The organism is Anabaena sp. FACHB-1237 (assembly GCF_014696225.1).
Taxonomy (GTDB): Bacteria; Cyanobacteriota; Cyanobacteriia; order Cyanobacteriales; family Nostocaceae; genus FACHB-1237.
Window position 1 is genome coordinate 1 of the sequence record NZ_JACJPV010000009.1, and the last position, 14480, is coordinate 14480.

A 14480-nucleotide genomic window follows, 5' to 3' on the forward strand; every position below is an offset into this window, starting at 1 on the left:
TGTAGATGTCTATGTTGCATTGTGCTGTCGAGAGTTTAGTAATTTCTCTCATTCTCCCATACCGATTACTAGACGACCCTTATTTATCAATGCACTATTTTTTTATTCTGTCAATGCGTAAGTCCTAGGTATTTGATAATCTGATAATGATCAATGTAGTTTAATTATGCTACTTTGTGAAGTACAGAACGTAGCTCAAAGATATGGCAAAAATTCACTTGATGGTGCGCCGACCATTGCAAAAATGATAATATTTGTTAAGATAATTATTAAGATAGTTATACATTGTCGTCAATATCACTAGCAATCTGAAACATCAGGTATAATCATCCATTGCTGGAATGTTATTACTGAGTGGTTATTTTATAATATTGTAAATTATCAGTTTTAGGAAGACATAAAAAGATGACCTTATACATTTACATTCCGGTAATTCGTCAAAAAATCAAATATCCGTTGAGATGGTTAATGGGTTTAATAGCTAGTGGTGTTTTAATTGTTGGTACAACCAGCACATTAAAAATCATGGAACAGGGAAAAAAACCCATAGATATTAGTAAATTAACCGTTCCCGTAAAAGCAAAAAATATCACTGTGAGAATCTCCGCTAGTGGGAAAATTCAACCCGTACAAAGTGTAAATATTAGTCCTAAAACTGCAGGTTTACTAGCAGAATTAAATGTAGAACAGGGACAAAATATCAAAAAAGGGCAAATAATAGGAAGAATGGATAATTCAGAAATAAAAATGCGAATAATTGAATATCAAGCTAACTTAGATCAAGCTAAAGCACTATTAGCAGAAAGTTTAGCAGGTTCTCGTCCTGAAGAAATAGCCCAAGCCCAAGCCCGTGTAACCCAAGCCCAAGCGCAATTAGAGATAATTCGTAATGGAAACCGTACCCAAGAAATTGATCAAGCACGCGCTCAAGTAGAGGCCGCAAAAGCAACTTTAGAATTAACAACATCAAGATTACAAAGATATCAAAATTTAGCAAAAGAAGGAGCTATTTCTAGCGATAGTTTAGAAGAATATATCACTGAAAATAGGAGAGCGAAAGCCAATTTATTAGAAGCAGAAAAAAGATTATCCTTAGCAACAAGTGGTAATAGAAATGAAGATATTAAAAAACAAGAAGCAGTAGTAATGCAAGAAAAACAAGCATTGAGAAAACTAAAAAATGGCACTCGTGCAGAAGAAATTGCTAGATTAAAAGCCAATGTAGCAGCAGCAGTAGCACAATTAAAACAGCAGCAAGTAAAGTTAGAAGACACCATTATTCGCGCTCCTTTTGATGGAATTATTACTCAAAGATATGCCACATTAGGAGGATACGTAAGTCCAGCAATTTCCGCTTCTAGTAATGCTTCAGCCACTTCAACTTCTATTGTAGCTTTAGCCAGAGGTTTAGAGGTTTTAGTCAATGTTCCTGAAGTAGATATATCACATATTAAACAAGGGCAAAAAGTAGAAATTATTGTTGACGCTTATCCTGATGAAGTGTTTAATGGATACGTGAGATTAATTGCTCCTGAAGCAGTTGTAGAGCAGAATGTCGCATCTTTTCAAGTGCGAGTATCTTTAGAAAGTAATAAAGATAAATTAAAATCTGGAATGAATGTGAGTGAGGTAATTTTCATTGGTGATACTATTAATAATGCCTTATTAATACCACAAGAGGTGATTGTTACTAAAGCAGGAAAAACAGGGGTTTGGGTAGCAAATGCAGACAATAAGGCGGAATTTCGTCCGATAACTATTGGGGCAAATATTGATAGTCAAATTCAAGTTTTAGAAGGCTTAAAAGCTGGGGAAAAGGTATTTTTGGAACTTCCTGACAAGAAGCGAGGTAAATCAGATTAGTAAGTAATTTCATTAACTATGTCTATTTGCGGTGAGTTTATCTTCGACTTGTCTAGCTTATGCGATAGAGATAGTTCTTGCTTATCTACTCCATCATAACCACGCAAAAGGGGGAGGTTCATAGTTTGCTAAGTTGGCGTTGTTGAATTGGGGTATAAATCATGTAAATAACCAAATTGTTGATATCTGACGCACCCAACAACAGATTTTTTAGTGTGACACTTGTGTAAGTCCTATTTTGAATTTCTCAATTTCATACCTGAGTTCAGCAATGCAGCTAAGTTCAGTCTATTTTGTTTAAGACAAACCTAGCTGAAAGCTGAAAGCTAATAACCTTACTTCCAGTCAGGAATGAGAACTGCGTCTTCTCCACCAATACCAATACCTGTATGATATATTTGGGCATCAGTAATGGTCATATTGTTCATTAATGCTTGATATACGTTAGAATCGTTTATTGTAGCGCGGCTAAGATTTACCCCGTTTAAATTAGCTTGTTTAAAATTGACATTGGTAAGAAATGCTGATGTGAGATTAGCATTTTGTAGATTTGCACCGGTCAAGTCTGCACCTTCTAAGTTAGCATCTTGTAAGTTAGCACCTTGGAGATTTGCGCCTCTCAAGTCAGCACCAATTAAATGTTCACCACTGAGGTTCATTCCTGATAGGTTACACTGTACACATTCTCTGGTGTTCAAAAGTTTTTCTAGGTCTTTTTGGTTTCCAGCTTGTACTGTGTTAGCTAGAAACAGGGGAGTGATTAATGCTATGGCCGCTACTAGTTGGAGTTTCATATTGTTTCCCCTCTCTAATGGAGTATCCGTTCTTTTCCTCACAACTTTATTATCTCACTAATCTGACTTATGGTGTTGACATAAATCACAAGTTTTTTGTTACTTTTTTCTCAAGATTTGTTGCTAGAAAAGTTAAAAAGTGTTAAGTATTTATTGGTTACTAAGTCAGGAGCATAAAATATGATCTTAATTATATTACCCATTAAAGAAATAATTACTCATAGCTCAACATTCAACATCTTGTGAAAATTAAATATATGTGACTTATATATGTGACTTACAACCCTTGTAGGGACGTTTTATGGAACGTCCAATTTCTACCACAAGATGTCTATTTAGTCAATACCATCATAAAATTAAAGTAGTGTAAGCATCTTGCTTGCATCCTTGATCCAAATTAAACAAGCAGTAGTTTATGATAAATCGTCAATTACAACTAGAATCTGTGATTTTTACCTTAAAACAAGACTTGCCAACTTTATTTAATCAGGATATTTCCTATAGTATTTATACTCATGATATCTATTTTGCTGATCCTGTGAATAAGTTTAAAGGTAAGTTAAATTACCGGATCATCTTTTGGACTTTACGTTTTCATGGAGGGTTGTTTTTTACTAATATTGCTTTTGACTTACATGATGTTTATGCAACGGATCTTAATACAATTATCGCCAGATGGACGGTTAGGGGTGTTTTGCGTGTTCCTTGGCGTGCTAAGTTGTTGTTTAATGGTTATTCGACTTATAAATTAAATACGGATTGTTTAATTTATGAGCATATTGATACTTGGGACAAAAGGCCAGGGGAAATTTTATCACAGTTTTGGCAACAGGGTTAATTGTTTATGTTAAGATTTACTGCTATTTAGACATAAATAATGGATATTTATGGTTATTTACTATACAATGATACAATTAGACTATTGGTAGCAATTTCTTTGACTATTACAGCTTATAACTGAGAAAAATATATCTGTCCAGAATTATACAGCACATTCCATCTACATGAGGTACACTATGAACACAGCAAGATGCCTGTGTTACAAGGGTTTTATCATTAATATCTGTACCTGATCATAATGGAAACTGCTGTATTTTACCCAATCACCAATCACCAATTACCTATGACATCATCTCTTTTACAAGGACCACGTTTACATTTTCCTACAGTACATTATCTGCCTAATGGTTTAACTATTATTGCGGAACAAATGCCTATTGATGTTGTTAATCTCAATATATGGGTGAATACTGGTTCTGCTCAAGAATCAGATAATATTAATGGTATGGCACATTTTTTGGAACATATCGTTTTTAAGGGTACACCACGTTTAGCTATTGGTGAGTTTGAACGTCGCATTGAAGAACGAGGTGCTGTAACTAATGCCGCTACTAGTCAAGACTACACTCATTTCTATATTACCACTGCTCCTAAAGATTTTGCCCAATTGGCACCTTTACAAATAGATGTGGTTTGTCATCCTACTATTCCTGATGAGGCTTTTGAAAAGGAAAGATTAGTGGTTTTAGAAGAAATTAGACGTTCTGAAGATAACCCCAGAAGACGCATTTACCGTCACACGATGGAAATGGCTTTTGATATTTTACCCTATCGTCGTCCGGTACTTGGTCCTGAAGATGTAATTTCTCAAGTCACTCCTGAGCAAATGCGCCATTTCCATGATACTTGGTATCGGCCATCTTCTATAACTGCGGTGGCTGTGGGTAATTTACCTGTGGATGAGTTAATAAATATTATTCAACAGGGTTTTAATGATAATTATCAACCTGCAAATATTAATAGTTATCCTTTACAAATAAACCCTGAACCTGCTTTTTCTGATATTGTCCGTCGGGAATTTACTGATCCTAGTTTACAACAAGCACGGTTAATTATGCTATGGCGTGTTCCTGGTTTAAGGGAACTAGATGATACCTATGCTTTAGATGTGATAGCTGGTATTTTAGGCCATGGCCGCATTTCTAGGTTAGTACATGATTTGCGAGAAGAACGAGAATTAGTTTCTTCTGTGTCTGTAAGCAATATGAACCATCTTTTACAAGGTGTATTTTCTATTTCTGCTAAGTGTGATGTGGAAAATTTACAGGCTGTAGAACAAGCGATCGCCCAACACCTAACTAAGCTACAATCAGAATTGGTGAAAACTTCGGAAATTGACCGTGTGCGTCGTCGTGTGGCTAACCGCTTTATCTTTGGAAATGAAACTCCTAGCGATCGCGCAAGTTTGTATGGTTATTATCAATCTCTTGTGGGTGATTTACAACCTGCTTTTAATTATCCAGAACATATTCAATCACAAACTGCTATGGATTTATTAACCGCAGCACAAAAATATTTATCCCCCCAAGCCTATGGTATTGTGATTGTCAAACCTAGTTAGATAATTGATAATTATTCTAGTTTTTGACGCTTAAACGTATTTGATTTAGGTTTTGAATTATGTTAATTTTTGCGTCTTGACACGAAAGGAGATAGACACAATATTAGCTAATATCTGATAACAACCTATAGTATGCTCCAGATTCTACCATTAGCATTGTACCATTTGGAAAACCTTTGTCAAGCCTAATGGCTGAAATGACCAAATTTCGTTGATTTATTGAATATTTTTCTTAATAATTTTCGATAATTTTTGGAATTTGTTAATAATTATTAAGATTTTTGGGTATCTTACGCAGAGGCGCAGAGTCTCAGAGAGAATTTTTTATATACTAGTTCCACAACTTTACCTCCGGTATTGTACTTTTTGGGAATACGTTTGTCAAGGGGAATGGCTGAAATGACCAAATTTCGTTAATTTATTGAATCTGATTCTCAATAAATTTTGGGGAATATTAAGAATAATTAAGAATTATTAAGAAATGAAAATATAGCAATTTACCATCAAAAATAGAAGTTACACCAGATAAACAAAGACAGAAACCGTGATGTAATTTTTGTTAGTTTAGGAGTCATGAATCAATAGAAAGAATCAATTATGATAAGCTGTTGTGCCTTTAACTTGAATAATTAATACAAGCAAGATGCTTGTGCTACTGTAACTTCAGGGTTTTTAATTATACAGTGAGTGCTGCACATTAGCTTAGTATTTCCTGTTCTCTGTTCCCTCTGTCAAATATAAAATTTATTTTGCATGACTACTTATTTGATAATTCTGGATAATTTACTCAGGAAAATAATCACTATTAAGGATATCTTCAGGAGTAAACGGACATTTTTCAGGAAAAGTTTCACTAGGTAAACCTGTTTTTTGAATTGCTTGTTTTCTAGCTTTAATATAAACTGAATCTAAACATTCCAAAAAATAGTTATACAGTGTTTTAGATCGAAATGAAAATTCTAATTCATCTCGAAAATTAGCAATCTCATTTTTCCAACCACGTTGACAAAATTCTTTTTCACTTTCCCAATAGCAATAAAGTAAAAGATGAATCAATAACTGTTTAAGATAACTTTCTACTTTTCGTCTTTGTTCAATTCCCAAGGCTTCTATCTCTTCTGTTAAATGTTGCCAATCTAAATTTTCACTATCTTGGTTTTGTAATTGTTTCAGTGTTGTTTCTATCCATAAATAATAGTCTTCTTCATAAAGACTATGTTGTATAAGTGGCAGTATTTTTGTAGTCATATCTTAAATTCCTAAGATAACATACTCTCTAATTTTAACATCAATTACTATAAATTATCTGTCTATTTTTCTTATCTGTGAGTCTCACAAGAGCATTTTTTATATACTAGTTCCACAACTTTACCTCCGGTATTGTACTTTTTCGGAATACGTTTGTCAAGGGGAATGGCTACAATGACGAAAATTCGTTAGGGTATCCTGTTCGCGTAGCGTGGCGTTAGCCATATCTGACTACTTGACATTCTTCCTAAACCTGTGATCTGGTGAAAATGCTATATTATGAGTTTGTAATTTTCAGGTGCGTTACACGGACACGAAAACCGATGTTCTTGCTACGATTATCGTGCAAATTCCCAGCACGATTGGCAGAGCGACAATCCCCAGCGGGGGTGATCTGAGAACCACATCGCATTAGCTTATAATTGCTTCCACTATTCCAAGCTCTACCATCTACAGGCGCGTTTATATAATTTTTATGCCAGTCATCAGCACACCATTCCCATACATTACCGTGCATATCGTATAAACCAAAAGCATTAGGGGGAAAAGAACCTACATCAGTGGTTTGTTGGCGATACTCACCTTTTGGTGCTGAACGATATGGATAATTACCATCATAGTTTACCAAATCAGTGGTAATAGTTTCCCCAAAATAAAATGGTGTAGTTGTACCTGCTCTACAAGCATACTCCCATTGTGCTTCACTGGGCAACTGATAGTTTTTACCTGTTTTCTGGCTTAACTTTTGACAAAATGCTACAGCATCATCCCAACTCACATTTTCCACAGGGCGGTTATTGCCTTTAAAGTAAGATGGGTTACTCCCTATAATAGCTTGATATTGTGCCTGTGTCAAAGGATATTTACCCATAAAGAAACTAGGAACAGTCACTTGATGCTGTGGACTTTCATCAGAACTTCTTTCTGCTTCATTATTTGGTGAACCCATCATAAAAGTTCCCCCAGGAATGGCTATCATTTCTAAAAATACCCCATTTCCTAAATCTTGTATAAATGATGATGTAGGAGGGATATTTGTATTTGTGTTTGACTGGAATGTTTGTTTTAAAGTATTATTATAAACGGGTTTTTGTGGAGTTTGGGTAGTAGAAATAACCACATTTTTCTGATTTTCTGCTGCTGCGAGAACATTTACAATATCCTTAGCAGATTGATAACGGTTTACAGGAGTATCCTGTAACATTTTTACCAATATGTTGGTTAATTCCTGACTTAAAGAAACATATTTTTGCCATGTCCACTGCATTCTGCTAGTATCAAACAAAGGATCTGAACCATCATTTTGTGGAAAATGTCCCGTTAATAATCTGATGCAAGTAACAGCTAAACTATAAAGATCACTATTAGGATAAACCATACCACGAAACTGTTCTGGTGGTGCATATCCAGGAGTTCCGGTAATAGTTCCAAGTTTTGTTAAAATACTGCCACTGGTTTCTTTAGAAACGCCAAAATCAATTAAGAATAATGTACCATTGGTGCTTCTAATAATATTTTCTGGTTTGATATCTCGATGAATGACTTTGTTATCATGAATAAATTGCAAAACTGGCAATAATTCTATTAAGATATTTCTAATTTGCGCTTCCTTTAATTTACCTTGAGTTTCTAATTCTTGCAGTAAATTTTGACCATCAATAAATTCTTGCACTAAATATAGTCTCCCATCCTGGGGAAAGAATGCGAATAAGTCGGGTATTTGGGAATGTTTTCCTAGTTCTTGTAGTCTTTTACCTTCTTGTTGAAATAATTCCGTAGCTTTTTGTAATGCTGTACTTCCTGCTTGTTGAGGTAAAAACTGTTTAATGACACAGGGAGTATTGAATCTTTTTTCATCTATTGCTTGAAAAGTTCTGCCAAAACCTCCTTCACCGAGGAATTTTATGGGAAGATAGCGATCGTCCAGAAGTATTTTATTTCCACAACTTTGACAAAATTTAGTACCTGGAGGATTTGGGTAAATGCAGTTAGGGTTAATACATTGACTCATGGTAGTAGCTAAGTATATCTTATGTAGGGATAATTATACTATACTACTATAAGAATTATAACTCACAGATACCGGACTTCTTTAAGAAGTCCGGTATCTAAAACTACTATTCTGGGAAAGTTTGTACTTTACCATCAGCACTTAAAACTACACGCAGTTTTACACTTTGTCCTGACTTATTAGTAGAAACAAAAGGTTGGCCAATTTCAGGAATGCCAGTTTTATCAATATATTCTCTAGCAGGCTGATTTAAGGGTAAAATCCTCTCAATTTTACCATCAACACCCAAGATTAAACTATATTCCAAAGTTTGAGAAAAATTAGCAGGTGGTTGCCAACGTTTCTGTAAAAATTCTCTAGCTTCTGCTATTTGTGGTGTATCAAATAATGTCTGATTATTATTAACATTGGCACTATTAGCAGAGGTTTTGTTTGCTTCTCTTAACTTGGCAACTAAGGCTTTTTGACTATCAGCTTTTTCCACTCCTGGAGAACTTTCAGCCACAGGTATATTAGATGTATTAATATTATTTATTGCCACATCTCCCTGGGGTAAAATACCGGGAGAAAAAGATGGTATGGGATTAGGAAGTTTGCTAAAATTAGAGGTGCTGAAATTTCTATTAGGAACAGTAACAACAGAACCAGGTAAAGTAGAAAAATTAGGAGAATTTTTATTATTAGAAGATGGAATTTTCTTGGTTTTGAGACTACTAGATAAAGTGGTATTTTGACGACTCAAAGGTATAGTGGACTGTGGTTGAGAATTAGGCATAGTTGTACTTAATGGATATTGAGGATTAATAGGTATATTGCCATTATTATTGCCAGGTAAATTTTTCCCTGGGGCATTATTAGTTGTAGATGTATTAGGAGGTAAATTATTCCCAGGTAAATTAGGGGATGTATTGACTCCTGTTTGTGGTAAGACTGCTATAGGTGGAATAGGTGCATTAGTAGGTAAAATAGATGGGTTAACACTATTAGGTAAAATGGGATTTGGTGAATATTGAGAAAGACTAGGATCGAGTTGTGGTGAATTTGTTAAAGGTATTTCTGCATTTTTAGGAGTAGTTTTAGCTACTTGTTGATTTGCTTGTAAATTTTTAGCATATTGCCAAGTAAAAGGGACTAAACCAATTCCTACAACTAACACAGCAGCTATGGGTGCCCAAGTAGGTAAACTGCGTCGGGAATTTTGATGGTTAAGAGTTGGTAATGTAATCACATCCGATGAATATTCATCTAAAGCGCTGGCTAAATCAAATAATTGTAGTAATGTTAAATCAATGGATAAACCAGATGTTTGATTTGCTAGAGGACCTAAAAACAATTGATGAGTTAAATTTTCTCCTGGTTCTACATAAATTCGATTTTCAGGACTGTTTTCAGGAGTTTTTGTGTTAAAAGACGAAATATTTGGCGAATAAAAACCTGGTGCAACAACATCTTTGGTTTCTGATTCAATGTCTGGTTCAGATGAAATACTAGTAGGTTCAGTGTTAGATAAAGTATTGCCAAAATCTTCCGCAGATTGTTGTAAAATTTGCTGGACGTAATTAGTAATTACAGTACATAGAATTTCTAATTGTTCTTTATCACCACGTATACAAATTTTACGCTCTTCTGGTAATTGGGGATCGTCAAATTGCAATCTAAAATGGAGATTATTCAGGACTGTTTTCTTCATTAAATGGGATAAAGGAGAACCTTCGGCCCAAATTTCTAGGGTACAAGTAGGAGGTGTATAACGTCTAATGACGGAATTTGATGAGGACATAAGAATAATTTACAAGGAGAATGTGAGTGGATAGGTTTTGGATTTTTGTTGATGACTAAAACCGCAAATCTCAAATAATCAATAACTAAAAAATATTAGGCAATTTTAAACTAGAATGTTAAAGTCAATGTGTAGCATTGAGAATTATTTTTAGGACTTATCTATTAATGCTAACCACAAACGGCGATGTCCAACATTAGAACTATAAAAGAGTAAATTTACTAACATTTTTAAAGCTAAGTTAGTTAATAAATCCATAGTAATAGTTTCTTCTTCTTCCATACGTTCTTGGTAGGTATTGCAAAAAGCATCAATGTAGTCTCCCAATAAACTGACCTGATGAGGTTTTTGTTTATTAGCTGTAATCTTTTCTAATGAACCAACTGCACGACGAATTAATTCCTGATTTTGCTTACTCAGATAACAAATAATCAAAACTAATGCCTGTGCTTCTTCCACATCTAACTTTTTTCTACCTCCCTGACTTTTACGGATAGGGTTAGATTGACGTAACCGCCATAATGCTATGCGATCTGGTACTTTAGAATCTAAGTTAAGATGTACTGCGGCAGAAATCATCGCATCTGAGCTAATACCAGCAATGGTTTCCAAAGCTAATAGAAGTAGGTCTAACTGTGTTTTGATATTATCCCATTGTAATGCAGGAGGACTTGGGATTTGGTGCAAATCATCCCACTGAGATTTACTGGTAGTGGAACTAGTGGTGGAATACATAACTTTTACCATAGTTGAAAAATTGGCAGAAATATCTTGTGGTTACATTTTTGGTAACAGGAGTCATCGAGTTAGGAGTTAGGAGTCAGAATAAACAATTTTCTCCCTATTCCCTACTCCCTCCGCTTAAATATAAGCAATTGTTACCCCAGTACCACCATCGTTTTGTGCTGCTGGTTCATGACTACTCACTCTGGGATGTTGTTCTAAAAAACTGTGAACTCCCTGTTTGAGTTTACCAGTGCCATGGCCATGAATAATCCAAAGTGGTCCTGTAGCTTCGGAAATGGCTTTATCTAAGATATATTCTGCATCTCCAACTCTTTTTCCGCGTAAATCTATAGTATTTTTAGATGTACGAATGGCTGGGGCTGGGGCTGGGGCTACTACGGCCAGGGGTGTGGGTGTTGGTTTGGGTTTGCTAATGGGTTCGGGTTTTTGTCCATCTAATGATTCTATATCTTCTAGGTTGACTGTCATTTTCATGATTCCAAACCGCACTGTTAAGTCTCCGTTGTGATCAGAAACGTTGATAACTTCTGCTGTCTGTCCTAGTTTGGGTATACGAATCCTCTCTCCTTGTTTTGGTATGAATCCTGATTTGGGTTTGGGCGGTGCTGGAGGTTGATATTTTTCGGTGATTTGTTCTAGGGCTATGGTGGCTTTACGCGCTTCCTGGGCTGTTTGTTGTCCTCTTTGTAGTTGGCGAATTACTTGGGCTATTTCCCCTTTGGCTTCGGTTATGGCTTTCTGTACCGCTATTTCTTGGGATATCTTTAATTCTCTCTCTCTGGCTTCTAAGGCGTTGGCTTTAGCTGATACTTGTTGATACAGTTTCTCCGCTTGTTTGAGTAGTTCTTGTGCCTGTGCTGCTTTGGTTTCTTGACTGCGACGTTGATCTTCTAATCCCGCAATGATTTGATTTACTTCGTCCGTTGTTTCGCCTATTTGCATTTTTGCAGCAGCTATAACTTCGGGTTTTAATCCCAACCTTAAAGCAATGCTGAGGGCGTTAGAACGTCCAGGAATACCCCATAATAGCCGATAGGTAGGTGAAAGGGTATTTTCGTTAAATTCTACGGAGGCGTTCTCAAAACGAGGGTCTTGATATTTTAGGGCTTTAAGTTCACCAAAGTGAGTGGAGGCGATAGTTAGTTGGTTATGATTTGCTAAGTATTGTAGTAGAGCGATCGCTAATGAACTTCCTTCTGCTGGATCTGTTCCTGCTCCCACTTCATCTAATAATACTAAAGATGGACTGGGTTCTACATTTCCTGACTCTGTTATTTTTGATGTTAATGCGTCTAAAATGCGACTAATGCGGCGCACGTGACCTGAAAATGTGGATAAACTTTGTTCTAAGGATTGTTCATCACCAATATCTGCCAATACTTGATCAAACCAAGGGATTTCCACAGGTTCACGGGCAGGAATAAATAAACCTACTTTTGCCATTAATGCAGCTAGTCCCAAAGTTTTTAAGGTGACTGTTTTTCCGCCTGTGTTTGGTCCGGTAATGACTACTACTCGTAATTTTGGATGTATGAGTAAATCTACAGGTACTACGGTATGTCCTTGTTCATGTTGCTGTTGCCAGACTAACAAGGGATGGCGTAATTGCCGTAGGGTGATCATTTCCTGATCCTGTCTTTGGATAAAGCGTGGCGGGTTAGCTTGTAACCATAGACTGTATCGAGATTTACTGGTGGCCAAGTCTATAGCTGTAACAATGGCTAGTAATTTTTCTAAGTCTGGTTTAACGGCTGCTACTTTTTCTGTTAAAGCTCGACGTATTGCTTCTTCTTCTACTTGTTCTCTTTTAATAGTTTGTCGTAATTGATTGCCTAATGGCACAATGCTATTAGGTTCAATATAAAGTGTTGCGCCGCTAGATGATGTATCATGAACTATTCCAGCTATGGCATCTTTTTGAGGTGCTTTTACAGGGAGTACATAGCGATCGCTTCTTTGAGTAATTAATTGTTCCTGTAAAGCGTTTGATTTAGCATGAATAATATTTTGCAGTTTTTGGTGAATTTGTGCGCGTATTTTTCGCAAGTCCTCCCGAATTTCGCCTAATTTCTGACTGGCACGATCTGTAACTTGTTCTCTATCATCAATACAATGGTGTATTTCCTGTTCTAATTCAGGATAAGTGCGTAATTCTGTAACTAAATTTGTTAATACAGGTAAATCTGGTTGACTGTCAATGATGCGGCGTAAATTTCTTGTACCAGAAACAGTGGTGGCGATCGCTAATAATTCGCCACCTGATAAAATACCTTGTAAAGCTGCTCTTTCTAAGGAATCACCAATATCTTGAATACCTTCAAAGGATAAACCGGGATATAAGCGGCTTTCTAGCTGATAAATTTCCTTTGTTTGAGCTAATAGCTGTTCACTTTCTGCTTGAGTTTGGGGAATAGGTAATTTACGCGAGAGGATACAACCCAGCTTAGTAGAGGCAAAGGTAGAAAGATGTTGGCATAGACGATGCCATTCTAAGAGTTCTAAAGTGTCAGATTGAATCAAGGTTTGGCAGTAAATATAAAATTATCGTTACAATTGTAGCGTAAAGGATGATGATGGGTGATTGGTACAATATTCTTTTGACTGAGTGACTCCTGACTCCTGAAAACTAAAAGAAGACTAAAACAAGACGATTAATCTTATTTTAGTCTTCAGCAATTGACTTGTAAGAATATTAAAATTCTTAGTAAGCTAGACCCATGCTCCGAGTTGTTTCAGCACCTAGATAAACGCGGATGCTCAAAAAGTCGGTGGGGCAAGCAGTTTCGCAACGTTTGCAACCTACACAGTCTTCTGTACGGGGGGAAGCAGCAACTTGAGCAGCTTTACAGCCATCCCAAGGCACCATTTCCAATACATCAGTAGGACAAGCGCGAACGCATTGTGTGCAGCCGATACAGGTATCGTAGATTTTTACGGTATGAGACATTGAAAAACTGCTCCTTTCAAGTGTTCTTCTCTGCGAAGGCAAAAAATCATAATCAAGGCATAGTTTACCGCAGTCATTGATAAGCTGTAAGTAAAAGGCTACATAACTTTAAACAATTTAATAAATACTTGAGATCACTTAACCTGATGAGATTACCCCAAATTGCCTATTTATCAGCGTTCTATGCTCTTTTCTCCTGTTTGTGCTTACGCAAAATTTTTCCCCGAAATTATCTAATTTTGTAAAGATATGTAACTCTTAATTAACTATAGTATATCTCAAGAATCAAAAAGAATCAAAAAACAAGTATTTTTACTTGAGGCTGCTTATGGATCTGTTTGTTGTTAGTCAATTTGTGAATCGTAGTAATTTAGCTTATTCTGTGCTGTGTGATGCTATTTATCGTTACAATAGTAACTGTTAAAAATCTTGATCATCAACAAAAAACTCTGCCTCTTCATCAACGCGAGAAGATGCTGCTAAAGTCCAAAGAGGCTGTAGAATAGGCACTATTATTAAACCTAGAGACACACATAAAGCTAATACTAAACCCATAGGAATTTGTATGGATTGAAAAGCTAAAAAATGCAAAGATACTGGTGTGGCATTCTGTACAGAAATAACCGCGATCGCCAACATCCAACCAGCTAAAATCAGAGATATCAATAAATTCAGGAGAATTTTCATAA

General features: G+C 35.9%; 11 protein-coding genes. 3 read left to right on the plus strand and 8 right to left on the minus strand.

Going from position 1 to position 14480, the window contains the following annotated elements:
• Nucleotides 1-405: 405 nt before the first annotated feature.
• Nucleotides 406-1863, plus strand: a complete 1458-nt coding sequence (locus tag H6F32_RS06475; protein WP_190368520.1) for an efflux RND transporter periplasmic adaptor subunit — start codon at nt 406-408, stop codon at nt 1861-1863.
• Nucleotides 1864-2198: 335 nt separating this feature from the next.
• Here H6F32_RS06475 and H6F32_RS06480 read toward each other — a convergent pair whose 3' ends face one another.
• Nucleotides 2199-2657 (minus strand): pentapeptide repeat-containing protein, encoded by a 459-nt coding sequence (locus tag H6F32_RS06480; protein WP_190368521.1) that lies wholly within the window; start codon nt 2655-2657, stop codon nt 2199-2201.
• 415 nt (nt 2658-3072) lie between these two features.
• On the opposite strand from H6F32_RS06480, the gene H6F32_RS06485 reads away from it, so the two are divergent.
• Nucleotides 3073-3495 (plus strand): DUF2358 domain-containing protein, encoded by a 423-nt coding sequence (locus H6F32_RS06485; protein ID WP_190368522.1) that lies wholly within the window; start codon nt 3073-3075, stop codon nt 3493-3495.
• A gap of 285 nt (nt 3496-3780) precedes the next feature.
• On the plus strand, nt 3781-5058 hold the full coding sequence (locus H6F32_RS06490) for a pitrilysin family protein (RefSeq protein ID WP_190368523.1): 1278 nt from the start codon (nt 3781-3783) through the stop codon (nt 5056-5058).
• A gap of 783 nt (nt 5059-5841) precedes the next feature.
• Here the strand turns inward: H6F32_RS06490 and H6F32_RS06495 are convergent.
• The 7 genes from H6F32_RS06495 to H6F32_RS06525 form a co-directional block, all read right to left on the minus strand.
• Nucleotides 5842-6306, minus strand: a complete 465-nt coding sequence (locus tag H6F32_RS06495; RefSeq protein WP_190368524.1) for a DUF29 domain-containing protein — start codon at nt 6304-6306, stop codon at nt 5842-5844.
• A 277-nt stretch (nt 6307-6583) separates the two neighbouring features.
• On the minus strand, nt 6584-8317 hold the full coding sequence (locus tag H6F32_RS06500; RefSeq protein WP_190368525.1) for a bifunctional serine/threonine-protein kinase/formylglycine-generating enzyme family protein: 1734 nt from the start codon (nt 8315-8317) through the stop codon (nt 6584-6586).
• 106 nt (nt 8318-8423) lie between these two features.
• Nucleotides 8424-10097 carry a DUF4335 domain-containing protein gene (locus tag H6F32_RS06505; RefSeq protein WP_190368526.1) on the minus strand — a complete coding sequence of 558 codons (1674 nt, stop codon included), beginning with the start codon at nt 10095-10097 and terminating at the stop codon, nt 8424-8426.
• Between the two features lie 150 nt (nt 10098-10247).
• The gene (locus tag H6F32_RS06510; RefSeq protein ID WP_190368527.1) at nt 10248-10844 is read right to left on the minus strand and encodes a DUF3038 domain-containing protein; all 597 of its coding nucleotides are present in this window, start codon (nt 10842-10844) and stop codon (nt 10248-10250) included.
• Between the two features lie 114 nt (nt 10845-10958).
• The gene (locus H6F32_RS06515) at nt 10959-13364 is read right to left on the minus strand and encodes an endonuclease MutS2 (protein ID WP_190368528.1); all 2406 of its coding nucleotides are present in this window, start codon (nt 13362-13364) and stop codon (nt 10959-10961) included.
• A 181-nt stretch (nt 13365-13545) separates the two neighbouring features.
• Nucleotides 13546-13791 (minus strand): photosystem I iron-sulfur center protein PsaC, encoded by a 246-nt coding sequence (psaC, locus tag H6F32_RS06520; protein WP_015080270.1) that lies wholly within the window; start codon nt 13789-13791, stop codon nt 13546-13548.
• A gap of 420 nt (nt 13792-14211) precedes the next feature.
• Nucleotides 14212-14478 carry a LapA family protein gene (locus H6F32_RS06525; protein ID WP_190368529.1) on the minus strand — a complete coding sequence of 89 codons (267 nt, stop codon included), beginning with the start codon at nt 14476-14478 and terminating at the stop codon, nt 14212-14214.
• Nucleotides 14479-14480: the final 2 nt, after the last annotated feature.